Origin of the sequence: Bacillus sp. FSL K6-1366 (assembly GCF_037976695.1) — a bacterium.
GTDB classification, from domain to species: domain Bacteria; phylum Bacillota; class Bacilli; order Bacillales; family Bacillaceae; genus Bacillus; species Bacillus subtilis.
This window is the reverse complement of the sequence record NZ_CP150268.1, coordinates 2,701,502-2,727,001: the sequence shown is the minus strand read 5'-3', so window position 1 is coordinate 2,727,001 and position 25,500 is coordinate 2,701,502. Positions and strand designations below refer to the sequence as shown.

The following is a 25,500-nucleotide window of genomic DNA, read 5'->3' as shown; positions in this document are numbered from 1 at the left end:
TTACTCATGTTTCAATAGTTCCTGTAAGCCGCTCAGAAAATTCTCTTTTTTCATCGCAGCTGCAAAGAAGGCTTGATCAATCTTCTCAACAATTGGCAAAGCCGCTGTTACTTTTTCTCCTCCTATTTCTGTAAGAGACAGGAGGACCTCTCTTTTATCCTGGGGATTTTTGCTTCTTTCGATAAATCCTTTTTTCTCAAGCGTCCGCACAACCTCCGAAACCATCATGATATTGGTCTGGCTGAAGCTTGCAAGTTTTTTTTGCGTGACGGTTTCTCCGTGAGCAATCATATACTTGCACGAGGTCAGCAGAACAAATTGAACGTGGGTCAGGTCAAACTCAGCCAATGCTTTTCCTACTTTCCGCTGCCAGCTTTGCGTGGCCTGCCATAATAAAAAGCCCGGGCTTTTGTTCGGACCGCTAAATTTAGAGTGCCATTCCACTTATGTTAACTCCCATCGCTTGTGCTATTGTCAAAAAATCTTTTTTGCTTATTTCAAAGTGTCCTCTGCGAAATAAAAAGCCAAGATGCTTGGTTTCCTGAACAAATTCAAGCTTTGATTTAATGTCGTAAAAACCGATTTTATGGCATGGATAATAGTCTATATCTAATCGGTATGGAATAAAATTCGGAGCCATTTGATACGGATAGATGTTTCCGCTTTTTACTTTGCCGATCGCAGTAAAGCTTCGCAGCAGTTTGCCGTCTGGATATGCGTCTCTCGGAGAATAATAAATCAGCCAATCTCCCTCTTTCATTTTGGCGAGCGGGGCTTTTTTTCCATGGCACAGCTGTGCAAAACCGCCGGCAGCGCCTTTTAATACATGCTGCTCTGACACAACGCCGATCCAGTAATTTGTGTTCATTTTATCACTCCTCCGTAAAGATGGACAAGCCTGCTGACAGCCGTCGGCATGTCTTTAGACAGTTCAGTCCCAATGATTTCTCCCCACTTTTTTGCTTCAGCGCCTTCTAATACAATTCCATATGTGATACACAAATCTTCTTTTTGCTTTTGAAGCACGTGAAAAAACTCCATTATTACATTGCTATGCGGGCATGTTGACCATGACAGAAAACGCCCGATGTTTCTCCACATGCTCAAGCCATAAGAGAATTGTTTTTCCTTGCAGAAGCAATGTTCCTTCCGTTCCATTTTGAAATTGTCCTTTCAAAGAATCTGATGCAATACCCGTCTCCCATTGATCCATTGTTTCTGTTTCCTGATAACAGTTCCAGGTTTTCCCACATCCACATCAGCTATCGCTGTGTATTCATAATTCCACATCCCATAAGCTCCCAGAATGATAAGTTCACTTATTAATTATAATAAGCGCACTTATTAATAGTCAACCGCAAAAAAAAGAAGCCGGCATTCCGGCTTCTTCTTGTTCTTATTCTCTAGGACAGCTGTCCGAGAATATAGGTCAGGTCATCTTTTCTCGATGTCGTATACATTTTCAGCGAATTCGATATTTCTTCTACCGATTGGCCTTTTTTCAAATGGGAGCGGATATCAGGTACGTTGAGTCCATCTGTATGTATAATGAACTTTGAACCCTTTTCATAGGTGGCGGTGTGCGTTTTGTATTTTTGCGGCTTGCCTGATAAATAGCCCGAAATCGGCAGAGGATAAAAGCTTTCACCAGACGGGGAATGCAGAATAAACCGTACATTTCCGACAGAGCAGTACGTAAACTGCCTTTGCTCAAAATTGATTTTCAGGATAGATGCTGTAGCGCCTCTTTTGTTTTTCATCGCCTGATTACAGCGTTCGATAATGCTTTCTACGTCTTCACTCGCATAGTTTTCCACTAAGTCTTTGATGGCTGCAGAGGATTCATTAGCAAGTGATCCACTTCCCAGTCCGTCAGCAACCGCGCAAATTAACTCCTTATCATCAGCTTTCATAAAAAAACTGTCACCGCAAATCGATTTCCCTTCTTTATTCAGTTGATATACTAGAGTTTGAATATGCTCGTTTTCTTCAACCTGGATCATTACATTAACTCCATCGAGGGATCTTCAATCAAGGCCTCTCTGAGCTTCTTCACAGCTTTGCGTTGCAAGCGCGAGACGTGCATTTGAGATATACCGAGAATGTCCCCAGTTTCTTTTTGGCTTTTGTTTTGAATATACGTAAGGTCTATGATTTGTTTCTCACGGTCTGAAAGGACATGAAGCACGCTTTGCAGCATCAATTGCTGGTTGACCCGCTCATATCCGTCCTCCTGTGATCCGACGATATCAAGAATCGTGACGGTGCTTCCGTCCGAATCCGCTTCAATGCTGTGGTCAACGGATAAGGCTTGATAGCTTTTGCCCATTTCCATCGTTTCAAGAACCTCTTCTTCAGAAACATCGAGGAATTCGGCAATCTCTTCGACTTTCGGCGATCTTTGTGTTTCAGTGGTCAGCTGATCAACCGCCATTTTGATTCTTGGACCCAGTTCTTTAATTCGTCTCGGCACATGAACGCTCCATGTTTTATCTCTGAGGAAACGTTTAATTTCACCGATGATTGTCGGGATTGCAAAAGCTTCAAACGATTTGCCGACAACAGGATCGTATCGCTTAATCGCGCCTAGCAGCCCGATCATGCCGACCTGGCGGAGATCCTCGTGGAAGCTTTTGCCTTTTGAGTATTTTTTCGCAAGCATGTCAACCAGATTTGTATACACCCGCACAAGCGTTTCCTGCGCTTGTTCATCTTGCTTTGTTTGGTAATCGCTTATGAGCCGATCGACTTCATCTTTAGTTAGTTTCGTAGTTTTTGATGGTTGTGTCATGATCAACTCGCTCCCCATTTAAATACTTTGTCATCGCTACGGTGACGCCGGAGTGGTTTTGCACTCTGACTTCATCCATGAGCGTTTCCATTAAATATAGACCGAGCCCTCCTTCTGATAATTGATCAACTGTGTGCGAAGGTGTGTACGGCCCTAGATCCTGCTGCTTTTGATCAAAGTCAAAGCTGTCTCCTTCATCCGCCACAATAACCTCTAAACGGTCTTCAAACACACCGAATCGTATTGACACTTCCCCATTTTTATCTTCTTTGTAAGCGTGCTGAACCGCATTTGTGCACGCCTCACTGACTGCGATTTTCAAGTCTTCAATTTCATCGTACGTATAGCCCATTCTGCTTGCGACCCCTGACAGCGTCAGTCTTATAATTCCCACATATTCAGGTTGGGCCGGCACTTTCATTTCGATGTAATCAGCATTATTCTTCATTGCACTCCACCTTCTGACTTTGCAGAAATATCAATGATGTCCTTCAAGCCTGTAATGTCAAACAGTCGGATCAGCCGTTCAGATAGATTTTCAAGTTTCAGCGAACCGCCTTGTTTTTTCACCATTTTAAAGGTCCCTACAAAAACGCCCAATCCGGTACTGTCCATGTAGCTGACATCTTTCAGGCAAATTCTTAAGTCAGCTCCTTGTTCTGCCAGAGGAACGAGCTTCTCTCTAAGCACCGGGGCTGAGTATACATCAATTTCTCCTGCAATGTTTACTTGTATATCATTCACGTTTTGCTTCACATCAACATTTATATTCATTCGTATCACCTCAAATTTTCCTTCAAATCACTAGTTGCTTTATACCCTCGTCTGACAGACGTTAAACCTTTCTCCGCAAAACAATTAACGTAAAATCATCGTGAAGCTGAAAATCCTGCAATTTGAGGAGGCTGTCATAAATGTTTTTGACCATTTCCTGCGCGGAGGAACACATATGTTCCTCAATGAGCTTCTGCAGATCAGGACGCTCCAAGAAACCGTTTTCCGTTCTGCATTCTGTGACGCCGTCAGAAAATAAAACAATCATATCGCCCTTTTCCAGATGCTGATCGAATTGTTTGTAGTCATAGTCCTGCGAGATGCCGAGAACGAGTCCTTTGGCCTCTAAATCGTAAAACGTGTTGTCTTTTTGAGAATAATAGAATCCCGGTTCATGTCCCGCTGAAGCATATGTAAATTGATGCTTGTCCATATTGTAATTCGCATAAAACATCGTAATAAACATACTGGCATCAACGTTTTGTTCAACAACACGATTCAAATTTTTCAGCACTTGAGAAGGGTGTATGCCCGTTTCCGGCAAAGAGTCCATTGCGTATTTAATCATGGACATGCATAAAGCCGCTGGAATGCCTTTTCCGATCACGTCCGCGATTGCGATATTGATGGATTCCTTGTCTTTGACAAAGTGGTAGTAATCACCGCTCATCTGTTTAGCGGGAACACTGATGGCGCCGATATCCAGCGCTTCCTCCTGAGGAACTTTAGTTCCGAGAAGCGTCTGCTGGACATTTGCCGCGATTTCAATTTCTGATTTGATTTCCTGCTGTATCCCTCTAAGGGTTTGATGCTCCTGATAAGCCATTCCATAGCCAATCATGACTTCTATTAAAAAATCCAGCGAATGAAACACATCTTCCGGGAGACTTGGATACAGCTCCTTCAGCACTTTTCTGTGAACGCTGATGATTTCTTCCGGAGGAATTTGGTGCTCGATTGTTTTTCGGCTGAATTTTTGGGCTTGATATAAAGATGTTTCTGTTAATTCGGCTATATATCGACTAAGCAGCTGATGATACCGCTGCTCAATAACCTCCCTAAAATCCACGTTCTTACCTCCTACCGAAGCCATTTGATGGCTTGTATCTCTGTTCCTTCCCCCGCTACGGAATTTAAGCTGAATTCATCCATCAGCCTTTTGACCCCGGGAAGTCCCGCACCAAGTCCTCCAGACGTTGAAAACCCGTCTTCCATGACTTTTCGGATATCAGGAATTCCCGGCCCTTGGTCTTCCGCTATAATTTTCAGGCCTTTTTTTCCTCTGTCTGCGACCTGTTCAATTCCAATCTGCCCTTTGCCGGCATATAAATAAATATTCCTGGCTAATTCTGAAATAGCCGTTGTAATTCTAGCCTGGTCTACCGTGCCGAAACCCAGTTCTTTCGCAACGTTTCGTCCCAGCTGTCTGGCGGCCACAATATCCCATTCTGTCATGATTCTTACACAGGATTGGTCGTTCATTCGCTATTCCCCCAATTCCCGCTTCAATGTCTCAAGCCCCTGCTCTAAGTCGAGCGCAGTTTCGATTTCCTCAAGTGCGATTCCAAGTTCAATCAGCGTCACTGCCACAGCAGGCTGAATGCCGGTCAAGACGACTTTAGCCCCCATTAACTTAGACATTGTAATGACGTCGCCCAGCACTTTCGCGATAAATGAATCAATCATATCCACAGATGTCAGGTCAATGACGACTCCGTTAGCACCTGTTTCGTATATTTTATTTAATAAGTCTTCTTGAAAGGTTAATGCTGTTTGGTCATCAAGTTCCCACTGAATGGACACTAATAAGCAATTATACAGTTTCAAGATCGGGATTTTCGGATGTCTCAAAATGTTATTCCCCCAATGAAACGATTTTTCGATCCGTCATTTCCAATGCTGTTTGAATTCCTTTTTGCAGGGTATTCTTAGTTATAACTTGGGATAAATCAATCCCCAAATTGACGATGGTTTGAGCAATTTCCGGGCGGATTCCGGCCAGCAGGCATTTTGCTCCGACAAGCCTTACAGCTTCTGATGCCTGAATAATATGATGGGCAACCATCGTATCGACGACAGGGACACCTGTAATGTCAATCAGCACGACTTGGGAACGGTGTTTGACGACGCCATTAAGAAGGTTTTCCATAATTCGTTTCGCGCGTTCGGTATCAATTGTTCCGACAAGAGGCATCACAGTGATATTTTCAAACACCGGGATAAGCGGCGCAGACAGCTCTTGCAGCGCGATTTTTTGCAGAGATACTGTTTTTTCCCATGAGATTGAGTATTGATTAAAAATTTCTGTGTTAATCGGGCTGAAAAAGCGGTCAATCTGCCAGATTAATTCCGTGCTCTCTTGATCTGGCAATCTCTTATCATTCATTTTCGTGTAGAGACGCTTCCAGAATTCAGCAAACGCAGTAGCCAAAAACTTCATAGACAGTCCGATTTGGACCGCTCGAAGCGCCAGTTCGCTGATTTGGCTTTCAGCAGCATTTTCGTCCTTAACAGACAGCAGCAGAATGTCGATATATTCTTTAGATATATTTTCATACACTTGGTCAGTCAGCTGATAGGATTCTTGCTCGCTTAATTCTTTTAGTGTGTCAGTCCACAGTTGGAGCAGTTCATTTTGATTTTCGGCAATGAACTGGTATACAGTCTGGTTCGACATCAAATTCGCTTACCTCCCAATAAAAAACAACATATTTTTTCGTTATTTCACTATTATATCGTTTATGTTTTTTGAAAACAAAAAAAGTTGCTCTATTTGAGCAACCTGCAAATATGTCTAAAAATCAATGAGTGCCAAACTGATTTGTAAGGCTTCATCAACCTTATCCATCATTTCATCATCCAGATGAGTAATCTTATCCGTTAACCTTTGCTTGTCAATCGTCCGAATTTGCTCCAGCAAAATAACGGAATCTCTTTCAAAACCGTAGCGTTTTGCATCGATTTCGACGTGGGTTGGTAATTTCGCTTTCTGTATTTGTGCTGTTATGGCTGCAACAATAGCAGTTGGGCTGAAGCGATTTCCGATGTCATTTTGGATCACTAAAACCGGGCGCACCCCGCCTTGCTCTGAGCCAACAACAGGAGATAAATCAGCAAAATAAACATCGCCGCGTTTCACAATCAAATGATTATCCTCCGCTGACTAAGCGCTCAACTGTCGTTTCAGCCTCGCACTCCGCAAAGTGAGCCTCAGAAGAAATATTCAGGTTGATTTTCGCCATTTCCATATAGCCGCGTCTCATCAAATCACGGTTGTGACGAGTTGTTCGTTCGCTGACATACGCTCTCACTGCTTGTGATATCAGTTCGTTTCTGCTTCGTTTCTCCCGCATCGCTACACCATCCAATTCAGCTACTAGGTTTTCGGGCAAGCTGATTTTCATTTCGGTTCTTGCGCTGGATTCAGACAAAAAACATACACCTCCACCAAACTTACGGATACGACTCTTTTATCCATCCAGTGATAATGATACCATTATTCACTCTTCAAGCAAAGCTGTTTTATGAATTCTCCATTTAGGTAAGTTAATTGCTTGTATTTACCTGCAATAAAGGATTTCTTACTTCCATTATACTCCCATTTTCCAAAAACATACGGGGAACACGGGAACTTATTGTACAGGCCACCTCATAGTTAATGGTTTCGAGCCTTCCTGCAATCTCATCCATGGAAATATATTCATCCCCCTGCCGGCCTATTAATGTGACTTTTGTGCCCGGCGGATATTCCTGATCCAGCTCCACCATAAATTGGTCCATGCAAATTCGGCCGGCAATTTTCAGGCGTTTTCCCTTCACAAGGATGTCGGTCCCTTTCAATTTTCGGAGCCAGCCGTCCGCATAGCCTACAGGCACCGTCCCGATCCATGTATCTTTTTTTGCTGTGTACTCGGCTCCGTAGCTGACGCTCTCGCCTTTTCTGATCAGTTTGACATGTGACAGCGTCGAATGCAGGGTAAATGCCGGACGCAGCTGAAACGGTATCTCGTCCGAAATGTCAGCAGACGGGCGAAGGCCATACATGCCGATGCCGAATCTGACTGCATTAAAAAAGCCTTTTTTCAGCCGGAGCCCGGCGGCGCTGTTCGCGCAGTGGACCATCAGATTCTTTAACGGCAGCGGAGCAATCAGCTCTTTAAAGCGCTCAAACTGCATTAAGAAATAGCCTCTTTCTTTTTCATCCGCTGTCGCAAAATGGGTAAATACCCCTTTGCACTTTAAACGAGGGTTGCGGTCAAGAATGGCCATCACGTTCTGAACTTCTTCCTCTGTTTTTACACCAAGCCTGTTCATCCCCGTATCGACCTTCAGATGAAAATGAAGAGAACCTTTTTTCGTGTGGCGGGCTGCCTCCTGAAGCCATTCAACAGAATAACCTGTTAAGGTCACGTCATACTCAGCAGCGATTGCCACATACTCTGGGGGAACCGCGCCAAGCACCAATATAGGCGCCTTCAATCCCTTTTGGCGCAGTGAAATCGCTTCATCCAAAATGGCCACAGCCAAGCATGAGGCACCTGCGTCAAGAGCAGCCTTTGCTGTTTCTGCATCACCATGCCCGTAGGCGTTTGCTTTCACAACTGCCATCAGGTGGACATGTTCACCGATATGTTTTTTCATATTGCTGACATTTTCCTTTATCGCGGACAAGTCAATTTCCGCCCACGTATCTCTGTAAAAAGGTTTTGTGCTCATTACGACACTTCCTAGCTTTTATTCAATATCATTTACATATCATACTAAAATTAAAGGCTAAAGGGAAACGATGTCTAACGAAAAAAAGGCCAAATCATGTTTGGCCTTTGGCGGTTATTTCGATGATTGTCCCTGCATGCTTTTCGCTACTGTTACCATTTCTTCTTTAGAAAGATCTTTAGAAGAGAGAAGGTAATCTACGCCGTCATATGTCCATGACAATGATGCATCCGACAGGGCGCCGATGGTGTAGCCGAGATTTACCGGTTCGCCGTTCAGCGTAACGGAGGAGGAAGCCTTGGCAATCTGGGCTTTTTCCTGAATTAACGTAAATGATTTTTCTCCTCCGTACGTCATGATGATGCGCTTCCCGTCTTCAGTAGATATATCTTTTTCTTCAAGCAGCTTGACGCCAAGCGGCAGTTCCAGCGGCGTTTTGACCGCAAATGTATCGGAAGGCTTCGCGCTTGTGGCGACATCCATTTGAGAAAGGGTCATATTTTTCTTTTCATCAAATGATTCTTTATCAAATTGTTTATTAAATTCAAAGCTGCTGAATTCTACTTTGACCATCACTTTCCGGTCGGTATCCATCACTTTGACAGATGACGGGCTCATATCTTTTTTGTTAAATGTGATTTCTTGCGTCGGCAGCATTTTGTTATGCTGATAGTTTGTTTTTGTTTCGAATACGTATTTCTTTTCTTTCGCTGTGAAAACTGCATCCGAATCGTTTTGAACATCCTTTACGAGCGATTCAAACAGATAAACCTGGCTGCTGTTGTTTGGCCAATCGCTTTGAAATCTGAAGCTCTTATTTAAAGACGGCGTGAGAACGAATACTCCGTTTTCATTTCGTAAAATGACTTGGTTTTGGTCCTTTTTCGGATTCTCTAAATAAACCCTGTACAGAGACGGCTTTTTGTGCCAGATTTCCACATTGTATACTTGAGGCTCACTCCCTGTCTCGATGGTCATTTTCGCTTTTGCTTTGTACGAGGTGTATTCTTTCGCCTTTTCATCTAACCCGGCCACAATATCTTGCTGTGTTTTTTGCCCGCAGGCAGAAAGAATAAGAACAGCAAGCAGTCCCGTTAAAAGCAAAACAAAGCTTTTTCTCACCTTTTTCAACCCCTTTTTCTCAATTGATGTAAAAGGAAGAAATCGCTTGTTTGACTTTAACGGTACGCTCGGTACACGTTTAGGCAGAACAGATGCGTACCATAAAAGCCTCAAACAACTTGTCTCCCTTAATGCACTATCAAATATATGAGTGGGGTTTCCCTAATATGCAGACTAGCTTGACAACCTTTCAATCACAACCTGCGCGGCAGCGTATTCTTTTGTATGAGTGATCGATACGTGAACGGCGGCTTGGATCAGTTTCGTGCAAATGATATAGGGCTTGCCATTTTGGTCTTTCCTAATTTCAATGTCCTGAAAGCTGAGCTGCCTCCCAATGCCGGTGCCAAATGCTTTCGAGAAAGCTTCTTTTGCCGCGAATCTGCCCGCGAGAAATTCGATTTTTCTTTTCTCTGAAAGCTCATGGTATTGGTCAAGCTCGCTTCGCGTCAAAATCCGCTCGGCAAACCTTTTCTGGCGCCCAGCCATAGAGGCGATGCGTTTAAGCTCGGTAATGTCCAGCCCAATGCCGTAAATCATGTATGATAACCTCCTTTGCCTACGTACTATTTAAATGGTTTGTCTCATAAACGTGTTACTATAGATATACCAAAATGAAGAAAAGGGGCTCGGAATGTTTATACGGACTGAAAATTTTCAAACGTTTATCAGGCTTTACCCCGTTGTCACCTTTATATTGGCTTTGCAAGCTGTTCTCTGGCTGTTTTTTTCACTTCCTGCCCATTCAGTCGTGTTATGGAGGGATACCGTCACAGGCTATAATCTAGGTGTCGCAAACGGTGAATGGTGGCGGCTGATCACACCGATTTTGCTGCACGCCGGTTTCACACATCTGCTGTTTAATTCCATGTCCATCTTTTTATTTGCCCCGGCTTTGGAACGCATGCTGGGAAAAGCGCGTTTTCTTCTTGTATACGCCGGCTCCGGCATCATCGGCAATATCGGCACTTATGTTACAGAGCCGCTTGATTACGTGCATGTCGGTGCTTCAGGCGCAATTTTCGGGCTATTCGGCGTGTACCTGTTTATGGTTCTTTTTCGCAATGAGCTAATAGGGCAGGAGCATTCCAAAATGATCATCACACTGCTCGCATTTGCCGTTCTCATGTCGTTTATCAACTCCAATATTAACATGATGGCCCATCTGTTTGGACTATGCGGCGGGTTTCTTCTTTCGTTTTTATGCGTGCAAAAAAAAGAGCGGCGGTATTAACCGCCGCTTCAGATTGTTGACAAAATCCTAAAATGGTTTTCATTTTAGGATTTTGTCATCTTTTCAGCGTGATTGAAAACCCTTGAAGTCTAGGAAGGACGAGCATAGGAGCGGAGCGAATGTTCTCATTCGTGAGCACCGAAGCGCAGTCCTGACAACGAATGCGAGGGTTTGCCGACACGCTGGAGCGGCGGTATTAACCGTCCGCTTTTTCATATGAGTACCACTTTAAAATGAAGGCTGCATCCTCTTCACCTACATCCCTCACCGTTAATTCTTCCATATGGCTCGATGATTTCACCGAAGTAGAAATGGTATACAAGCGGCCTTTCTTTTGGAAATAGGATTGGCTGAACTTGCAGACCTGCATTCGTTTTTTCAGTACAATGGCGGTTGTTCTGCCTATAAATCTAGACGTCAGCTGAAGACGGTCCCCGTTGATCGTCCATGCAGCCTCTTTATACGCGAGATAGCCGAAGAACAATTCTATCGGCAGCAGGATCACTGACAGATAGCCCCATGGCTGAAAGAAGATACATAACGGGATGATCAAAAAGAGTGAAAAAATGACAGAACGGAACAAATAACGTTTCAACGCGCGCCGCGGCAGGCGGCGGCAGTTTTCTTCCAGCGTATATTCCGGTGTAAATGTTCGGAGCATGTGCGGAAGCTTTTTTTTATGAATCATTGGAAAGAGAATGGTCAAAGCGCCTTCTTCTTTTTCCCGGTCGCCGCCTCCTGCGCTGACGATGGACACCGTTACAAAGCCGAAAAGCTGGCGAATGATATTTTCTTTGATTTTAATGGCTTGTATTTTTCGCAATGGAATCGTGACTTGATGTTTTTCAATAATTCCCCTTGAAATCACCAGTTCCTGCTCTTTTTTTATGATTTGAAAGTTCGCGTATCTAAACATCATGCCCGCGATGCTGAAAATCCAGGCGATAAATAAACCGATAAAAATCAGTACCGCGTAAATACCGATGCTGGCGTGCTGAAGGAAGGAAAACTTATCGAATAACCAATCCATTGGCAGCACTTCATCAAGCTGGGAAATAAGTGCAAATACAGCGGAGATAATGACTCCGATTCCGCCGGAGGTAGAAGCGGCCATGAGCAATTCTTTCGCGTTCATGCGATAGTGCTCTTGCACCTCAACGGCCGGAACCAACTCCTCTTCAGCTTCAAGCCGTTCTTCATCAAGTTCATTTTCTCGTCTTTGCGCTTTTTTCTTAAAGACAGCTTCTTTGATGCGTTCCGCTTCTTCAACAGAAATAGCAGAAAGGACGGCTTCTGCCTCCTTGCCTCCGCCTGCTGTTTCAATTTGCAGCTTCACAAGCTTAAAGATTTGCTGGACAAGGCCTGCGCTCGTATTCATCGTTTGAATCCGATCAATCGATATGTATCGCTTTTTCGTAACAAATAAGCCTTCTTCGATTCTAAATTCATCATCTTCAATTCGATAGGTAAACCTTCTCCATTTGATAATGCTTGCCGCTACAAGCCAGATGAATAGCACACCGAGCGCAATGGCTCCGTAAAAACGGACAGTATGGTTTGAATTGACAATATACACAAAAAAGAATGGCAGAATGATATTTTTTACCGTTTGAATAATGGTATGGCATAAATTCAAAATGACTGCTGCCGGGTGCAGGCGTTTCGGTTCAGACATCATCGTCAGTCACCCTCGCCAGACGGGAAATGGAGTCTCTCAGCCGATCCGCTTCCTCCATCTCTAAAGCGGGGATCGAATGAACGGTCGCGGCCGTGGAAATTTTCACGGTTGCCAGGTTGTATTTTTTTAATAATGGCCCTTGTGACGTATCGACGTGCTGAACTCTGACCATCGGAACAATCACACGTGTCACCACAAAAATACCTGACTGAATATCTATTTCATGTTCATGGACTTCATATCGCCACACCTTATGACGGACCTTCGGAATGATAAAGACCGTCACAATCGATCCCAGCAGCCAAACTGCGCCGAGCACGCCGCTGATCCAGTACGGCCAATGAAAATAATAGCTTAACACTGCAACTGCAATGACAATAAGCAAGCAAACAGCGGATATGATGATCTCTTGAAGTCGCCAAACCTTTAATCCGTCTGGACTGATTTGGTTTTTTGGCTGCTCTCTCAAAAATACCTACCTCCCTTTTTTTCGTCGTTACTTATACGTCTCTTTTACAGAAAGGTTTCATTCTTAAGCATACAGAGAAAAATGGCTTCCGTCAGCTGAAAGTTTGCTGAATAACAAATCGCGAACATAAAAAAACCCAAAACATCATGTTTTGGGCTCTGAATCGATCAAATTAGTAAGATTTTTTCTGGCGTCTGTCACCTGAAGAACGGCGATCGTTTGAACGCTTTTTATCGTAGGAAGAACGGTTGTTGCTTTTCCCTTTTCCGCCGCGGTAGCCGCCGCCTTGACCGTCTCTGCGTTTAGAAGAGCGCTGGTTCTTGTAGCGTTTGCTGACCATCGGCGCTTCGTCTGTTAAGCGAACCGGTGTGTCGTCTGGCTCTTTTGTAGCCATTTTGATAGCCGCCGCAACCACTGTTACTGCATCATGATCTTCAAGCAGCTCAGCTGCCGCTGTCATGTAGAAGTTCAGGTTGTTTTCACTGATTGTTGTGCGAAGACGTTCAACAGTAACCTGCTGCTGGCCTTCTAACGCTTCATCAAGTGTAGGCTCCTTCATGCGGTCCATTTTGCGTTTTGTTGTTTGTTCAATTGCGCGAAGCATGCTTTTCTCACGCGGTGTAATGAACGTCATTGCCATACCTGTTTTTCCTGCACGGCCCGTTCTTCCGATACGGTGAACGTAGCTTTCAGGATCTTGAGGCACGTCGAAGTTGTATACGTGTGTAACACCTGAGATATCAAGTCCGCGAGCGGCAACATCAGTTGCGACTAGAACTTCGATTGCGCCTTCTTTAAATTTACGAAGCGCAACCATACGTTTCGCCTGCGTTAAGTCACCGTGAATACCTTCAGCTGCATATCCGCGAAGGTTCAGGGCTTCAGCCAGTTCATCGACACGGCGTTTTGTACGTCCGAATACGATCGCAAGCTCAGGAGACTGAATGTCAAGAAGACGAGTCAGTGTATCGAATTTTTTGCGTTCTTGCACTTCCAAATAGAACTGCTGAATGTTAGAAACCGTCATTTCTTTCGCTTTTACTTTTACGTGTTCCGGCTCAGTCATGAAGCGCTCTGCAATGCGTTTGATCGGTGCAGGCATTGTGGCAGAGAACAGAAGTGTCTGATGCTCGCTTGGCACGTTTGAAAGGATAGATTCAATATCGTCAATGAATCCCATGTTCAGCATTTCATCCGCTTCATCCATTACAACGGTATTTACGTTGTTTAAACGAATTGTGCGGCGATTGATGTGGTCAAGAAGACGTCCAGGTGTTCCGACAATGATATTCGGATTCTTCTTTAACGCCCGGATTTGCCGTCCAATATCCTGTCCGCCGTAAATAGGAAGAACCTTCGCACGTTTATCTTGTCCGATTTTATACAATTCTTCAGATACTTGAATGGCTAATTCACGGGTTGGCGCGATTACGATTGCTTGAATATTAGGAGACTCGGGGTTAATTTTTTCAACAAGGGGTATACCAAACGCAGCTGTTTTACCTGTACCTGTTTGCGCTTGTCCAATGACGTCTTTATTTGAAAGTCCGAGCGGTATCGTTTGTGCCTGAATCGGTGTTGCTTCTTCAAATCCCATACGATTAATTGCTTTCATGAGATCAGAACTTAAATTAAAATCTTGAAACGTTATAGTCAAATTATTCAAACTCCTTCTAATTGCTGTTTCAGTAATGTCGTGATTTACCACTTATAAAACTGCCCTTTAGACAAGAAGGACAGGATCCATCCGTATACAAAGCCCGAATTACTTTAAGTTTTATCTTACCATTACACTATTTGTTTTTCAATAAGATGAGAAGCAGATCGGCATCTCGAATATGCCGGCTGCTGCTCCATCCGCTCCCAAGAATCCGGCGGAGAACTTCGGGTCACGATGATAAGTCCGGACGAATATGTTCGTATCGCGAAATAACCTATATATATTGTATCATAGCCGCAGCCAGCCAGATATACATAATTTTCGGCCGGCATACATTAGTGTTTGCATATCATGTTATTTTATGATGCAATATGCGTTTTTTCGCAAAATATTTTCTTATGAAAGCGGGCTCTCTATTAAATCTTTAACGATTTCTTCAAGCTTCATACCTCTGGACGCTTTGAATAAAATCAAATCGCCTTTTGATGCGTTTTCCTTCACAGCTTGGAGGAGATCTTTTTTCTCAGTGTAATGGCTGACGCGGTCTTTCTCAAAGTGTTTCAGGGCGCCTTCCGCGATAAAAGCTCCCAGTTTTCCGTACGTAAAGACGCGGTCAATTTTATCAGGGCTGATCACAGCGCCGCACTCTTTATGGAACGTTTCTTCAAGATCGCCGAGTTCAAGCATATCACCGAGCACGAGCATTTTTTTGCCGTAGCCTTCGAGGCTTTCTGTCAATTGAATTGCAGCTTTCATGGAAGTCGGGCTCGCATTATAAGCGTCATTGATTATCGAAAGGCCGCTGTCTGTTTTGATGAGTTCAAGTCTCATCCCGGTTACCTTTAGGCCGCTCAGTCCTTTTGCCGCACCCTCAGGCGTGATGCCAAAATAAGCTCCTGCAGCAATCGCTGCCATGGCGTTCATCACATTGTGCTTGCCGAGTATCGGAATAAAAAACGTGTTTTTTATCCCTTTGATTGTAAAATGGGTTCCTTCCTCACTCTGGCTGACATCCTGAAGCTGATAATCATTATGCGCTCCCGTACCGTACGTTTTCGTCTGGCAGCTGTATGCATTTTGAAGAAGCGGTTCGTCCCCGATATAAATCAGCACTCCGTCTTCTTTAAGCCCGTTAATGATTTCAAGCTTCGCCTCCGCGATGCCCTCTCTAGAGCCAAGGTCTTGCATATGCGATTCGCCGATATTCGTAATCACTGCCGCATCCGGGTTTGCCAGTCGGCTCAAGAGGTCAATTTCTCCTTTGGCGCTCATTCCCATCTCCAATACGGCGATCTCCGTATTTTCAGGCATCGCTAAAACCGTCAGCGGCAAACCGATATGATTATTGAAGTTTCCTCCAGTTTTGTGGACACGGTACTGGGTCCCCAGTACGGCGTGAATCATATCTTTTGTTGTCGTTTTGCCATTGCTTCCGGTTACTCCGATGACACGCGTGCCAAGCTCCTGCAAATAGGCTTTTGCAAGCTGCTGAAGTGCAGTAAGGGTATCGTCCACTAAAATGACGGCGTGATTCTCGGGCGGATTTGGTTCTGACCGATCCCAAAGAACAGCCGCTACACCAGCTTCAAAAGCCTGCTCCACAAAAGTGTGGCCGTCAAAACGTTCCCCTTTCAGCGGAATGAAGAGCTGATGTTGTTCCAGTTTTCTTGTATCGGTTGCCACTCCATGAATGACTGTTTGTTCATATTGCGGATTTGTTAGTGTGCCATTAACCATTTTGGCAATGTTTTTTACTGTTCGCTTAATCAAGTAAGGTCCCTCTCTTTCTTTTGTATATACGGGAAAAAACACTGCCCTTTTACCGGCAGTGTCCTTCTTCATTAGAATGTATGCTTAATCAATTGTTTTTCAGCGTGGCGTTCTTTTGCAAGCTCCACAAGCTGTTCAATCAGGTCAGCATATTCCACTCCGGCTTCTTTCCAGAGCAGCGGGAACATGCTGAAAGGTGTAAAGCCAGGCATTGTGTTGACTTCATTGATCAGAACTTCGCCGTCAGCTGTCAGGAAAAAGTCCGCTCTGACGAGTCCTGAACCGTCGATCGCTTTAAATGCTTTGATCGCCATATCACTGATTGTTGCGTATTCCTCATCAGTCACAATCGCCGGAATCATCAGATCAGTATCTCCATCCTCATATTTCGCTTTGTAATCGTAGAAATCCGTCTTCGGTGCGATTTCCCCCACAACAGAGCATTTAGGATCGTCATTTCCAAGAACGCCGATTTCGATCTCGCGGCCGTTAATGCCTTCTTCGACGACGACTTTGCGGTCATATTGGAAAGCAAGCTCAAACGCTTTTTGCAGTTCTTCACGGTTTCGGCATTTGCTGATTCCGACACTTGAGCCGAGGTTCGCCGGTTTTACGAAGCAAGGGTAGCCTAATTCCTGTTCAACCTGCTCACAGCTTTCTTTCGGAGAACGAGTCCAGTCTTTCTTAAGGAAAGCTGCGTATTTAGCCTGAGCAAGGCCGGCCTGAGCAAATAAATGTTTCATGACAACTTTATCCATGCCGGCTGAGGAAGCAAGCACTCCGTTGCCGACATAAGGAATGTTCAACAGCTCGAGCATTCCCTGGATCGTACCGTCTTCTCCGTTCGGTCCGTGGAGGAGCGGGAATACGACGTCGATGGCTTCATTTTGCTGTGACGCTTCCTGCGGAAACATCTCCTGGTTCAGGGCAGCTGGAGAAAAAGCACTGCCTCCTTGCTCAAATTGAAGCATTTTCACATTTGAAACAGGCTCAGTTAAACGAGCGCCTCTTACCCATTCGCCTTTTTCTGTTATATAAATCGGATGTATATCAAACTTCTCAGTATTTAGCGCTTTGATTACAGCCAGAGCCGTCTGCAGGGAAACATTATGTTCTGCCGACTTTCCTCCGTACACTAATCCTAGACTTGTTTTCAATGGATACTCCCCCCACTACAATTCATCTTTACTATCTTATCATTTTCACCGGAAAATGATCTAATTATTTTTGGGCATGCTGATGTTGAATGCATTTGTATGTAATTCCTTTTTATTTTATATTAAAATGGCATTGAAAAGGAGATGTGACATATGAAAAAAATCACAACAAACGAACAATTTAATGAACTGATTCAATCCGATAAAGAAATCATTGTAAAGTTTTATGCTGATTGGTGCCCAGACTGCACACGCATGAATATGTTCATCGGCGATATTTTGGAAGAATACAATCAAAACGATTGGTATGAGCTGAATAAGGACGAGCTTCCTGACCTGGCTGAAAAATACCAAGTAATGGGCATTCCCAGCCTGCTTATTTTCAAGAACGGTGAAAAAACAGCTCACCTTCACAGCGCCAATGCCAAAACGCCTGAAGAAGTGACTGAATTTTTATCTGAACATATAAGCTAATTCGTTAAACAGCCTTATTTTATGTCGTCAGGCTCTACATGAACATGAACATGAGTGACATCGTGTTCATGTTTTATTTTGTCTTCTACTTCATCCGCCACTCCATGGCCTTCTTCTACTGTAAGCTTCGGATCAACCGTAATGACCATCTCGATATGAACTGTACTGCCTAAATACCTCGCTTTCACATCCTTTAGGCGATGCACATTTTCGATCCTGCCGACGGTCTGTTTGTAAGGCTCAAGATCTTTTAAATGGAAGCCGTCTGTTAAGGAATGTGAAGCGTCTTTAAAGATATCCCACGCTGTTTTGCAAATGATGATGCCGATGATAAAAGCCGTTACCGGATCAATCCACGGCAGCTTCAGCTGGGACGAAAAAACACCGATAAACGCGCCTGCGCTTACAAAAGCGTCTGACCTGCTGTCCTTTGCCGCTGCCATCAGGGCAGAGCTTTTAATGGATGCTGCCAGCCTTTTGTTATATAAATAGATGACATACATAAACACAGCACTGCCTAACGCCGTCCATGCCGCGATAAGATTTGGCGTTTCCGTTGTGCCGCCCGCAATCGCTTTTCCTCCGCCGATTAACACTTCAATGCCGACTGCCATCATAATAAAAGACGCAACAAGAGACGAAATTGTTTCAGCCCGATAATGGCCGTATGGATGATCGCTGTCAGCCGGTCTTTGAGAAATCCGCAATCCTATCAGCACTGCTACTGACGCAACAATATCTGTTCCATTATTTAACCCGTCTGCTCTCAGCGCTTCAGAATGATATAGAATCCCGATGACTAGCTTTACAACAGCAAGAATGACATATGCAAAAATATTGAGGAGCGCCCCTTTTTCTCCCTTTTTCAGATTTTCTGTCCGCTCCATTGAATACCAGCCTCCATTCTATTACATAGTATGGTTCAAAACATGAAAAATAGCAGGGTGCGTTCAATGAAGCGGAATATTTCGACAGCAAATTATTGCCCGGGAAACTTTTTGTCGATTTGTTGAATGTTTGTAAATTGGCGAAAGAATAGGACTGTTTTCACCTTTACAGGCGATTGCGGACATTGTATACTGAAGTTAATTGATAATGATTATCAATATCGTTTGATTGGAGGTTGGTGACACAATGACACCTCAGTCTGCAGAAATCAGAAAAAAACAGCTCATTCATCTGTTAATACAGAATGGTATATACAAAAAGTCAAAGCGACATCTGTATGAATTGTCGCTGACGGAGTTAGAAAGTGAATACAAACATGTCAGGAGGGCGCCGGAGCATGCCGAAGCGTAAAGTGAAAACTTACCAACAGCTGATCCAGGAAAACAAAGAGGCGATTATGGGCAATCCAAAGCTGATGAACGTTATTTATGACAGAATTGACCGCAAGCATCAAAAAAATCTGCAGGAGCAAAACAATACATAAAAAGAGCCGGCTAGGCTCTTTTTTTATGACTCAAACGCTTCAGCTGCCAGCTTGTGTATCACGGCGTCATCCATCGGCGGGTTGTGAAGACCGGCGCGCACATCACGGTAATAGCGCTGAAGCGGGTTGGTTCGTTCCAGGCTTTTGGCCCCGACAATTCTCATCGCTTTATCAACAACAGACAGCGCAGCGTTTGTGACGATATGTTTCGCCGCACCGAGCTCGCTGGTCAAGTGTGGACGCCGCACCGGATCGTCATACAATTGAGCGATATGGAAAAGAAAGTGTCTGGCATTGAGCAGTTCAAGCTCCATTTCGCCTGTTCTTTGCTGTACGGCCGGGACATTCTTGATCGGTCCATTCAAGCTGTTTGGAGAATACTCAGATGCAAATTGCACTGCATAGTCACGAGCAGCTTGAGCCACACCAAGATAAATCGCAGGAATGTGAAGCAGCCAGCCATTCGGCTTAGCTCCACGAGGCCCTTGAAGCAGTTCCACCAGCTTATTCTCATCAAGCATGACTTCGTTCAGTACAAGGTCATGGCTCCCAGTCGCCCGCATCGCCATCATATCCCACGTTTCTTCAATCGACAAGCCGGGATCATCTTTATGAATGAGAAACACGCCTGTTGTTTGTTTGTCCTCAATCCATGCGGTTACTAAAAAATAATCCAGAGCTTGTGACATCGTCGTAAAGGTTTTTCTCCCGTTCACTGCCCATTTGCCATCCTTTTTGACGGCGTGTGTACCGGGACGCCCTCCTCTTGTCGGGCTTCCGGTTTTCGCTTCAGTCGCCGCCCTGTTAATGACAGCTCCGTTTTGGACTTCCTTGGCAACAAATGCAAATACGTCTTCATCCCAGCTGTTGCCTTCTCCAAGCTCCCCGATCACGCTCAAATGCCAGCCGATGCTAAGAGCCGTCGGAGCATCTCCCCGTGCAAGCCGTTCTTGAAACAGGAGCATATCGTAAACAGAAATGCCCCCTCCGCCATGAGATGCCGGCAATGTTAATGCTGTATACCCAGCATCACGCAGTTTTTGTATTTTCTCTGCAGGAAAACGTCCCTGTTCGTCATCTTCAGCAGCTGTTTGCTGAAATTCATCCGCAATCCGTCCGATTTTCTCCATCCATTGCCGCTGTTGATCGTTTTGTATAAATAATGACATCCGGCAGCCCCCCAAGTTTTAATTCCGATAAATTTAATATGTATTATAGATTTCCTGCCATTTTTCCGCAACTGTTAATCTTTTTGTCCAGTATAAAAAAACACGCCGTTCCCCAAGGGAACAGCGCGATTACACAGGATTTGCATCCCGGTCTTGTTTCATGCCGAGATAAATCAGCATATATGTCAGGTAACCCATCGTCATCACCAGGCCGCCAAAGAAAAAGCTTGAGAAAATCGGCTCTTCAAAAGCGGTCACTGCGGCCAACACAATCCAGCTGGCATACAGATAGATGATAAAATAGCGGATGCCCTTCTTCATTTTATATATCATGTACAGTCCCACGAGAGAAAACAACCCAAGCGCGAGCCTGAAATAAACAAGATGTTCAAACTGAAACATGAATGACACAAATGAGAATCCAAGCAGCAATACGATCGGTAAAGCGGTAATAAAGTTCCTCAATCGAGACACCTCCGTCAGTACCTTTAGTATAAACCAAAATATCAAATGATATTGATTTACGTGAGCTTTTTCACAAAAATGTCATTCCTTGCCTTTAGACCCGAACATCCCGTTTACAGAAGCACCACCAGCCAACAACGATGAAGAATATGGCATGTATGATGAGAATTCCAATTGAAAACAATGGCGTCATGCCTGAAAACAACGCTGTCTCTCCGCTTCTGTATTGCGTAAAGTCAGTGTTCGCAAAAAGCAAAAAGCTGCCCCACTTGTTTTCAAACAACTTCATGAGCTGAACAAGTGTACTCGCTCCGTATAAAACGACAAAAGAAACAACAACTGCTACCGCGCTGTTGCGGAACAGCGAAGAACAAAGCAGCCCGAATAATCCCATCATTACAGCTTCAAGCCAGTTTGACCCGATCAGCGCCAAGGTGTTGACCAGCAATGTCTTTGATTCCGCAGTCACCGATGTGCCAAAAAACACGAGACCGAATAATAATGCCAGAATGTAGTATGCCAGATACAAATAGAAGCTTACCATCACGACTGTGATTAATTTTGACCAAAAGACCTTTTGGCGTTTAACCGGACGAATGAGCAAAAATTTGATCGTCTTTTTATCAAATTCCATCGAAACAATTGTTGCTGCAATTACGATCGTTAAAGCCTGCAGCAAAATGTTCAGGCTCGGTGTATACGATAAATAGCCGATGAAGTTTTCATCTGTTCCGGCACTGATGACAATCCGTTTAATGATCAATGCCATGAAGAATTGAAAGACAGCCATCAGGATAAGAGAAACCAAAGTGACCTTCCGATTAAAAAGTTTCATATGTTCATTCCAAATTAATTTAGACAAGCTCTTCTCCCTCCTCTTGATGAGCTGTTGTCGCTTTTATAAATTCGTCTTCCAGTGACTGCGTGTAAGGCGTAATGGAAAATACATTCAGATCTTGTCCGACAAGTGATCGGTTCAGCTCCGGTATGTTTTCTTTTGCCACCTCAACTACAATCGTCCCGTCTTGGCTCTCAGCTTGATATTGATTGCCTGTAAGCCAATTGAGCGCTTTTTCTTGCGGCTGCACTTCTATAATTGCTTTTTCTGTGGTTTGATCAGTTCCTTGTAAGCTGACTTCCGCTTTGATCTCACCTTTTTGAATGATGATGACACGGTCGCACAAGTCTTCAACCTCGCGCAATAAATGAGTGGCGAACAGGACAGCTGTTCCTTCCATTTCTGCGAGTTCCTTAACATGATTGCGAAAATCCTTCATCCCCGCAGGATCGAGTCCGTTTGTCGGTTCATCTAGAATGAGAAGCTTCGGCCGGTGAAGAATTGCCTGGGCGATTCCCAGACGCTGGCGCATCCCAAGGGAATAGGTTTTCACCTTATCATGAATCGCTGACGTCAGCCCGACACGTTCTACCACTTCATCAAGCCGTTCATCCGCTATTTTTTTGTGCATATTCGCAAAGTGCTTGAGGTTTTCCCAGCCTGTCAGGTACGGATAGAACTCAGGGTTCTCAACAATTGCTCCAACCGCTTCCATCGCTTTTTCAAACTCTGTATCATGCTGGAATCCGCTGATTGTCACGCTTCCGCTGTTTTGTTTCAGCAGCCCGACGATGATACGGATGAGTGTTGTTTTCCCGGAACCATTTGGACCGAGAAGGCCGATGATTTCACCCTCCATGACGTCCATGCTGATCTGTTTTAAAATCTGTTTAGACCCAATCTTTTTATCGAGGCCTTCAATATGTAAAATCGGCTCAGCCATAAAGCCTTCCTCCTTTTTCGACAAAAAATAAACAGTGCCTAACATTAGGCACTGTTTGTATTATAGCATTTGTTGCTTCCAAATGTTTGGTTAAACCGATGATGAGCGTTTGCTCCGACTGTTTGTTCTTTTCAGTTTCTGTACTGATGACAGGCATTGTCACCTGTTGTGTTCACCACTGTGCGAAGCAATATCAAGCGCCGATTCCGAATCTTAATCTCATGCCCTGAACAGGCAGGCCGGCAGATCGAGGCACACTCATTATTCGATTTTAAACTACTTTTTATCGCTATTCTCTCGGGGTCCTTTAGACCTATCTTCCTTGTTGGTGACATCCAGAATATCAAGGAGAAACACAAAGATCGGAATCCCGATAATTAAACCCCAAATGCCGAAGAAGTGTTCAGAGAAAATGAGTACTGTGAAGGTGAAAAAGATTGGCAGCTCTGTTTTCGCCGACATCAGCTTCGGATTTAAGAAATAGGTTTCGATCGCATGAATGGCGAATATGACAAGGACAATGTAGAGCACATACATTCCGCCGCCAGTGCTGTAGGCGATAATGCTGAGCGGAATCAGGGAAATGACGACGCCTGCTACAGGGATCAACCCAAGGAAGAACACCATAATCGAAAGCCCAAACAGCTGCGGAAAATGCATAATCCAAAGCGCGATAAACGTCAGAATACAGTTGACGAGCGCAATGATAAATTGAGCCTCGAGCACCTTGCCGAACGTTCTTGCAAATTTGCTTCCAAAAAAAGCAATCTCCTCATAAAAGACCCTCAGTTTGCTCGTTTTAAATTTCGCCATGAATTCAGAAAGCCGTTTTTTCTCAAATAAGAAAAACATGCTGAGAATGAGCGCCATCACGACCTGCAAGCCGAATGTGCTGATATCGGCCAGATACGTATACACTACATTGAAGCCCTCTTTGACATATGAACTGATGTTAATATCTCCGAAGACACTGGTGATCTCATCAAAGAAAGGGATGCTGTCAGGATGATACGCAATATGTTTAATCTGCTTTACCAGCTGCTGGATCTGTGCCGCGACGACCGGATAAAACACAAAGCCCCCGACTGTAAGCAGCACAGCCAGCAACATGTAAAGAAACGTAATGACAACCCGCTGGCTCACGCGGAAGAACTGGCTTACAAACTGCCGCACGACAAGCTCCAAACGATCCATTAGAAATGTGAAAATGAAGGTAAGCAATATTAAGTTGATCATGCTCTTAAATAGATATAACACACCAGTTAACACGACAAAGATGGAGAAACGCCTTACTCCCGGGTGCTGAAAAAATTTAACTAAAGCGGCCATTTATACACTCCTGTTAGGACAAACGTCCTTCATTCAATATAGTATCCATTTGTAAATTATATAACAAAAAAATGCTGAGGTCTCTGTCCTTACCTTAATAATTCTTAAACAATTAAAAAAACGGCCCATGGATGGACCGTTTTTTTTTCAGACTGCTGTTTTCATTTTTTTCATGCCTTCAACAGCCTCTACGCTTTTTGCTTCATCAAATTCATTTTCGCTTTTGGCAACAATGATCGTGGCGATTCCGTTTCCGATCAGGTTCACAATGGCTCTTCCTTCACTCATGAAACGGTCGACCCCGAGCAGGAGTGCAAGCCCCTCCAGCGGAATGACCTGTAGCGCTGACAGCGTTGAGGCAAGGACGATAAATCCGCTTCCCGTCACACCTGCCGCTCCCTTCGATGTCAGCATCAGAACGAGGATAATCGTAATTTGCTGGCCGATGCTGAGGTCTACTCCAAACACCTGTGCCAAAAAGACAGTCGCCATAGATAAATAAATGGATGTGCCGTCGAGGTTAAACGAATAGCCCGTCGGAATAACAAGCCCAACAACTGATTTGGAACAGCCGTAGCGCTCCATTTTATCCATCATACGCGGAAGCACCGATTCGGAAGAGCTTGTGCCAAGCACGATCAGAAGCTCATCCTTAATGAAGCGAAGGTAATTCCACAGGCTGAATCCGTAAAGCTTGCAGATGATATTTAAAGCAACAAATACGAACAGGAACATCGTAATATAAACAGACATCATTAAGCTTGCCAGCGGTTTGATGGAATCGAGCCCGAAGTGTCCGATTGTATACGCCATCGCCCCGAATGCCCCGATTGGCGCGGCACGCATAATGTAGCCGATAATTTTGAAAAAAACGTGAGAAACCTTGTCGAAGAAATCAATGACGCTTTTCCCTTTTTCGCCTAATGCCGCAAGACCCACTCCGAAAAGAATAGAAAAGAATAAGACCTGCAAAATGTCCCCTTTTGCGAAGGCATCAACCATGTTGGATGGAACAATGTGTGTAACAAATTCAATCCAGTCGATTCCCTGACCGCCATTTTGCGTGTATTGTGATACATCTCCCTTTTCAAGCTTGCTGTAATCAAGACCCGCACCCGGCTTCATAATATTGACGACAAATAAACCGATAATGAGTGCGAGGGTGGTGACAACCTCGAAATAGATAAACGCTTTTCCCCCTACTTTTCCAACCTTCTTCATATCGCCCATTTTTGCAATCCCGAGAACGATTGTGAAGAAAATGATTGGTGCGATCACCATTTTAACAGCGTTGATAAATGTATCGCCAAGCGGTTTCATTTCTTTGCCGACATCCGGCCAGACCAGCCCGACAATGACCCCAATGATGACCGCGGTTATGACCTGAACTGTTAAATTTTTAAACAGTTTCATCTCCTTCATCCCCCTGTCCTATTCGCCTTTTGTGTCTTTCTTACTAGAATGATAGCGTTTTCATAA

Annotated in this window: 34 protein-coding genes; 4 read left to right on the top strand and 30 right to left on the bottom strand. The window is 44.3% G+C overall.

The window, feature by feature from the left end:
• From MHI44_RS14280 to acpS, 18 genes are all read right to left on the bottom strand, one after another.
• On the bottom strand, positions 1-444 hold the full coding sequence (locus tag MHI44_RS14280; protein ID WP_144484221.1) for a MarR family transcriptional regulator: 444 nt from the start codon (positions 442-444) through the stop codon (positions 1-3).
• Positions 428-868: an EVE domain-containing protein gene (locus MHI44_RS14275; protein ID WP_003246529.1), complete on the bottom strand. Its 441-nt coding sequence runs from the start codon at positions 866-868 to the stop codon at positions 428-430. Before MHI44_RS14275 ends, MHI44_RS14280 begins: the two co-directional genes overlap by 17 nt.
• Positions 865-1,101, bottom strand: a complete 237-nt coding sequence (locus MHI44_RS14270) for a hypothetical protein (RefSeq protein ID WP_147797771.1) — start codon at positions 1,099-1,101, stop codon at positions 865-867. The genes MHI44_RS14275 and MHI44_RS14270 overlap by 4 nt, the downstream gene beginning before the upstream one ends.
• A complete protein-coding gene (locus MHI44_RS14265) occupies positions 1,052-1,213 on the bottom strand; it encodes a hypothetical protein (RefSeq protein WP_003246653.1) in 162 nt (53 codons plus the stop codon). The genes MHI44_RS14270 and MHI44_RS14265 overlap by 50 nt, the downstream gene beginning before the upstream one ends.
• Positions 1,174-1,290 carry a hypothetical protein gene (locus MHI44_RS14260; RefSeq protein ID WP_003246539.1) on the bottom strand — a complete coding sequence of 39 codons (117 nt, stop codon included), beginning with the start codon at positions 1,288-1,290 and terminating at the stop codon, positions 1,174-1,176. The genes MHI44_RS14265 and MHI44_RS14260 overlap by 40 nt, the downstream gene beginning before the upstream one ends.
• 113 nt (positions 1,291-1,403) lie before the next feature.
• Positions 1,404-2,003, bottom strand: a complete 600-nt coding sequence (gene rsbX, locus MHI44_RS14255; protein WP_003246608.1) for a phosphoserine phosphatase RsbX — start codon at positions 2,001-2,003, stop codon at positions 1,404-1,406.
• Positions 2,003-2,791, bottom strand: a complete 789-nt coding sequence (sigB, locus tag MHI44_RS14250; protein WP_003246715.1) for an RNA polymerase sigma factor SigB — start codon at positions 2,789-2,791, stop codon at positions 2,003-2,005. Before sigB ends, rsbX begins: the two co-directional genes overlap by 1 nt.
• Positions 2,757-3,239 carry an anti-sigma B factor RsbW gene (rsbW, locus tag MHI44_RS14245; RefSeq protein ID WP_003234299.1) on the bottom strand — a complete coding sequence of 161 codons (483 nt, stop codon included), beginning with the start codon at positions 3,237-3,239 and terminating at the stop codon, positions 2,757-2,759. Before rsbW ends, sigB begins: the two co-directional genes overlap by 35 nt.
• Complete coding sequence (gene rsbV, locus MHI44_RS14240) at positions 3,236-3,565, bottom strand: anti-sigma factor antagonist RsbV (protein ID WP_144484224.1); 330 nt, start codon at positions 3,563-3,565, stop codon at positions 3,236-3,238. The genes rsbW and rsbV overlap by 4 nt, the downstream gene beginning before the upstream one ends.
• Positions 3,566-3,626: 61 nt before the next feature.
• Positions 3,627-4,634, bottom strand: coding sequence for a phosphoserine phosphatase RsbU (rsbU, locus tag MHI44_RS14235; RefSeq protein WP_015252763.1), 1,008 nt, complete (start codon positions 4,632-4,634; stop codon positions 3,627-3,629).
• An 11-nt stretch (positions 4,635-4,645) separates the two neighbouring features.
• Positions 4,646-5,047, bottom strand: a complete 402-nt coding sequence (rsbT, locus tag MHI44_RS14230; protein WP_003246640.1) for a serine/threonine-protein kinase RsbT — start codon at positions 5,045-5,047, stop codon at positions 4,646-4,648.
• A gap of 3 nt (positions 5,048-5,050) precedes the next feature.
• Positions 5,051-5,416 carry an RsbT antagonist protein RsbS gene (rsbS, locus tag MHI44_RS14225; RefSeq protein ID WP_003225190.1) on the bottom strand — a complete coding sequence of 122 codons (366 nt, stop codon included), beginning with the start codon at positions 5,414-5,416 and terminating at the stop codon, positions 5,051-5,053.
• A 4-nt stretch (positions 5,417-5,420) separates the two neighbouring features.
• A complete protein-coding gene (gene rsbRA, locus MHI44_RS14220) occupies positions 5,421-6,245 on the bottom strand; it encodes an RsbT co-antagonist protein RsbRA (RefSeq protein WP_015252765.1) in 825 nt (274 codons plus the stop codon).
• A gap of 114 nt (positions 6,246-6,359) precedes the next feature.
• The gene (gene ndoA / locus MHI44_RS14215; RefSeq protein ID WP_003156187.1) at positions 6,360-6,710 is read right to left on the bottom strand and encodes a type II toxin-antitoxin system endoribonuclease NdoA; all 351 of its coding nucleotides are present in this window, start codon (positions 6,708-6,710) and stop codon (positions 6,360-6,362) included.
• Positions 6,711-6,714: 4 nt separating this feature from the next.
• Entirely contained in the window at positions 6,715-6,996 is a 282-nt protein-coding gene (endB, locus tag MHI44_RS14210) for a type II toxin-antitoxin system antitoxin EndoAI (RefSeq protein WP_003225183.1), read from the bottom strand.
• Between the two features lie 115 nt (positions 6,997-7,111).
• A complete protein-coding gene (gene alr, locus MHI44_RS14205; protein WP_167407878.1) occupies positions 7,112-8,281 on the bottom strand; it encodes an alanine racemase in 1,170 nt (389 codons plus the stop codon).
• 114 nt (positions 8,282-8,395) lie between these two features.
• Entirely contained in the window at positions 8,396-9,412 is a 1,017-nt protein-coding gene (locus MHI44_RS14200; RefSeq protein ID WP_003234282.1) for an outer membrane lipoprotein carrier protein LolA, read from the bottom strand.
• Positions 9,413-9,577: 165 nt separating this feature from the next.
• The gene (gene acpS / locus MHI44_RS14195) at positions 9,578-9,943 is read right to left on the bottom strand and encodes a holo-ACP synthase (protein ID WP_339202201.1); all 366 of its coding nucleotides are present in this window, start codon (positions 9,941-9,943) and stop codon (positions 9,578-9,580) included.
• Between the two features lie 94 nt (positions 9,944-10,037).
• Between acpS and MHI44_RS14190 the strand changes: the two genes are divergently transcribed.
• A complete protein-coding gene (locus MHI44_RS14190) occupies positions 10,038-10,637 on the top strand; it encodes a rhomboid family intramembrane serine protease (protein ID WP_003246687.1) in 600 nt (199 codons plus the stop codon).
• 196 nt (positions 10,638-10,833) lie between these two features.
• Here the strand turns inward: MHI44_RS14190 and MHI44_RS14185 are convergent, their stop codons facing one another.
• The 5 genes from MHI44_RS14185 to MHI44_RS14165 form a co-directional block, all read right to left on the bottom strand.
• Positions 10,834-12,315, bottom strand: coding sequence for a PH domain-containing protein (locus MHI44_RS14185; protein WP_339202199.1), 1,482 nt, complete (start codon positions 12,313-12,315; stop codon positions 10,834-10,836).
• Positions 12,305-12,784: a PH domain-containing protein gene (locus MHI44_RS14180; protein WP_003234318.1), complete on the bottom strand. Its 480-nt coding sequence runs from the start codon at positions 12,782-12,784 to the stop codon at positions 12,305-12,307. The genes MHI44_RS14185 and MHI44_RS14180 overlap by 11 nt, the downstream gene beginning before the upstream one ends.
• A gap of 172 nt (positions 12,785-12,956) precedes the next feature.
• The gene (cshA, locus tag MHI44_RS14175; RefSeq protein ID WP_003246685.1) at positions 12,957-14,441 is read right to left on the bottom strand and encodes an ATP-dependent RNA helicase CshA; all 1,485 of its coding nucleotides are present in this window, start codon (positions 14,439-14,441) and stop codon (positions 12,957-12,959) included.
• A 399-nt stretch (positions 14,442-14,840) separates the two neighbouring features.
• A complete protein-coding gene (gene murF / locus MHI44_RS14170; RefSeq protein ID WP_339202197.1) occupies positions 14,841-16,214 on the bottom strand; it encodes a UDP-N-acetylmuramoyl-tripeptide--D-alanyl-D-alanine ligase in 1,374 nt (457 codons plus the stop codon).
• Positions 16,215-16,285: 71 nt separating this feature from the next.
• Positions 16,286-17,371, bottom strand: a complete 1,086-nt coding sequence (locus MHI44_RS14165; protein WP_014475870.1) for a D-alanine--D-alanine ligase — start codon at positions 17,369-17,371, stop codon at positions 16,286-16,288.
• Positions 17,372-17,524: 153 nt separating this feature from the next.
• On the opposite strand from MHI44_RS14165, the gene MHI44_RS14160 reads away from it, so the two are divergent.
• Positions 17,525-17,845, top strand: a complete 321-nt coding sequence (locus MHI44_RS14160) for a thioredoxin family protein (RefSeq protein ID WP_003234326.1) — start codon at positions 17,525-17,527, stop codon at positions 17,843-17,845.
• A gap of 14 nt (positions 17,846-17,859) precedes the next feature.
• Here the strand turns inward: MHI44_RS14160 and MHI44_RS14155 are convergent, their stop codons facing one another.
• Complete coding sequence (locus MHI44_RS14155; RefSeq protein WP_339202192.1) at positions 17,860-18,732, bottom strand: cation diffusion facilitator family transporter; 873 nt, start codon at positions 18,730-18,732, stop codon at positions 17,860-17,862.
• 247 nt (positions 18,733-18,979) lie between these two features.
• Here MHI44_RS14155 and MHI44_RS14150 point away from each other — a divergent pair, with 247 nt between their 5' ends.
• Complete coding sequence (locus MHI44_RS14150; RefSeq protein WP_003225157.1) at positions 18,980-19,144, top strand: Fur-regulated basic protein FbpA; 165 nt, start codon at positions 18,980-18,982, stop codon at positions 19,142-19,144.
• Entirely contained in the window at positions 19,098-19,277 is a 180-nt protein-coding gene (gene fbpB / locus MHI44_RS14145) for a Fur-regulated basic protein FbpB (RefSeq protein WP_010886410.1), read from the top strand. The genes MHI44_RS14150 and fbpB overlap by 47 nt, the downstream gene beginning before the upstream one ends.
• A gap of 23 nt (positions 19,278-19,300) precedes the next feature.
• On the opposite strand, the gene MHI44_RS14140 is transcribed toward fbpB, so the two are convergent.
• From MHI44_RS14140 to dctP, 6 genes are all read right to left on the bottom strand, one after another.
• Entirely contained in the window at positions 19,301-20,446 is a 1,146-nt protein-coding gene (locus tag MHI44_RS14140; protein ID WP_003234334.1) for an acyl-CoA dehydrogenase family protein, read from the bottom strand.
• A gap of 129 nt (positions 20,447-20,575) precedes the next feature.
• Positions 20,576-20,911, bottom strand: a complete 336-nt coding sequence (locus MHI44_RS14135) for a hypothetical protein (protein ID WP_339202188.1) — start codon at positions 20,909-20,911, stop codon at positions 20,576-20,578.
• A 94-nt stretch (positions 20,912-21,005) separates the two neighbouring features.
• Positions 21,006-21,746 carry an ABC transporter permease gene (locus MHI44_RS14130; protein WP_231573535.1) on the bottom strand — a complete coding sequence of 247 codons (741 nt, stop codon included), beginning with the start codon at positions 21,744-21,746 and terminating at the stop codon, positions 21,006-21,008.
• A 19-nt stretch (positions 21,747-21,765) separates the two neighbouring features.
• Positions 21,766-22,692 carry an ABC transporter ATP-binding protein gene (locus MHI44_RS14125; RefSeq protein WP_029317323.1) on the bottom strand — a complete coding sequence of 309 codons (927 nt, stop codon included), beginning with the start codon at positions 22,690-22,692 and terminating at the stop codon, positions 21,766-21,768.
• Positions 22,693-22,968: 276 nt separating this feature from the next.
• The gene (locus MHI44_RS14120; protein WP_003246523.1) at positions 22,969-24,021 is read right to left on the bottom strand and encodes an AI-2E family transporter; all 1,053 of its coding nucleotides are present in this window, start codon (positions 24,019-24,021) and stop codon (positions 22,969-22,971) included.
• A 147-nt stretch (positions 24,022-24,168) separates the two neighbouring features.
• Complete coding sequence (gene dctP, locus MHI44_RS14115; RefSeq protein WP_014475862.1) at positions 24,169-25,434, bottom strand: C4-dicarboxylate transporter DctP; 1,266 nt, start codon at positions 25,432-25,434, stop codon at positions 24,169-24,171.
• Between the last annotated feature and the right edge of the window lie 66 nt (positions 25,435-25,500).

Excerpts from the sequence above, each read along its gene's own strand:
- MHI44_RS14275 (WP_003246529.1), bottom strand. The coding sequence starts at position 868 with ATGAACACAAATTACTGGATCGGCGTTGTGTCAGAGCAGCATGTATTA.
- MHI44_RS14270 (WP_147797771.1), bottom strand. The coding sequence starts at position 1,101 with ATGTGGAGAAACATCGGGCGTTTTCTGTCATGGTCAACATGCCCGCAT.
- MHI44_RS14265 (WP_003246653.1), bottom strand. The coding sequence starts at position 1,213 with ATGGATCAATGGGAGACGGGTATTGCATCAGATTCTTTGAAAGGACAA.
- MHI44_RS14260 (WP_003246539.1), bottom strand. The coding sequence starts at position 1,290 with ATGTGGAATTATGAATACACAGCGATAGCTGATGTGGATGTGGGAAAA.
- rsbX (WP_003246608.1), bottom strand. The coding sequence starts at position 2,003 with ATGATCCAGGTTGAAGAAAACGAGCATATTCAAACTCTAGTATATCAA.
- sigB (WP_003246715.1), bottom strand. The coding sequence starts at position 2,791 with ATGACACAACCATCAAAAACTACGAAACTAACTAAAGATGAAGTCGAT.
- rsbW (WP_003234299.1), bottom strand. The coding sequence starts at position 3,239 with ATGAAGAATAATGCTGATTACATCGAAATGAAAGTGCCGGCCCAACCT.
- rsbV (WP_144484224.1), bottom strand. The coding sequence starts at position 3,565 with ATGAATATAAATGTTGATGTGAAGCAAAACGTGAATGATATACAAGTA.
- rsbT (WP_003246640.1), bottom strand. The coding sequence starts at position 5,047 with ATGAACGACCAATCCTGTGTAAGAATCATGACAGAATGGGATATTGTG.
- alr (WP_167407878.1), bottom strand. The coding sequence starts at position 8,281 with ATGAGCACAAAACCTTTTTACAGAGATACGTGGGCGGAAATTGACTTG.
- acpS (WP_339202201.1), bottom strand. The coding sequence starts at position 9,943 with ATGATTTACGGCATTGGGCTGGACATTACCGAGCTTAAACGCATCGCC.
- MHI44_RS14190 (WP_003246687.1), top strand. The coding sequence starts at position 10,038 with ATGTTTATACGGACTGAAAATTTTCAAACGTTTATCAGGCTTTACCCC.
- MHI44_RS14185 (WP_339202199.1), bottom strand. The coding sequence starts at position 12,315 with ATGATGTCTGAACCGAAACGCCTGCACCCGGCAGCAGTCATTTTGAAT.
- MHI44_RS14160 (WP_003234326.1), top strand. The coding sequence starts at position 17,525 with ATGAAAAAAATCACAACAAACGAACAATTTAATGAACTGATTCAATCC.
- MHI44_RS14155 (WP_339202192.1), bottom strand. The coding sequence starts at position 18,732 with ATGGAGCGGACAGAAAATCTGAAAAAGGGAGAAAAAGGGGCGCTCCTC.
- MHI44_RS14150 (WP_003225157.1), top strand. The coding sequence starts at position 18,980 with ATGACACCTCAGTCTGCAGAAATCAGAAAAAAACAGCTCATTCATCTG.
- MHI44_RS14140 (WP_003234334.1), bottom strand. The coding sequence starts at position 20,446 with ATGTCATTATTTATACAAAACGATCAACAGCGGCAATGGATGGAGAAA.
- MHI44_RS14130 (WP_231573535.1), bottom strand. The coding sequence starts at position 21,746 with ATGAAACTTTTTAATCGGAAGGTCACTTTGGTTTCTCTTATCCTGATG.
- MHI44_RS14125 (WP_029317323.1), bottom strand. The coding sequence starts at position 22,692 with ATGGCTGAGCCGATTTTACATATTGAAGGCCTCGATAAAAAGATTGGG.
- MHI44_RS14120 (WP_003246523.1), bottom strand. The coding sequence starts at position 24,021 with ATGGCCGCTTTAGTTAAATTTTTTCAGCACCCGGGAGTAAGGCGTTTC.
- dctP (WP_014475862.1), bottom strand. The coding sequence starts at position 25,434 with ATGAAACTGTTTAAAAATTTAACAGTTCAGGTCATAACCGCGGTCATC.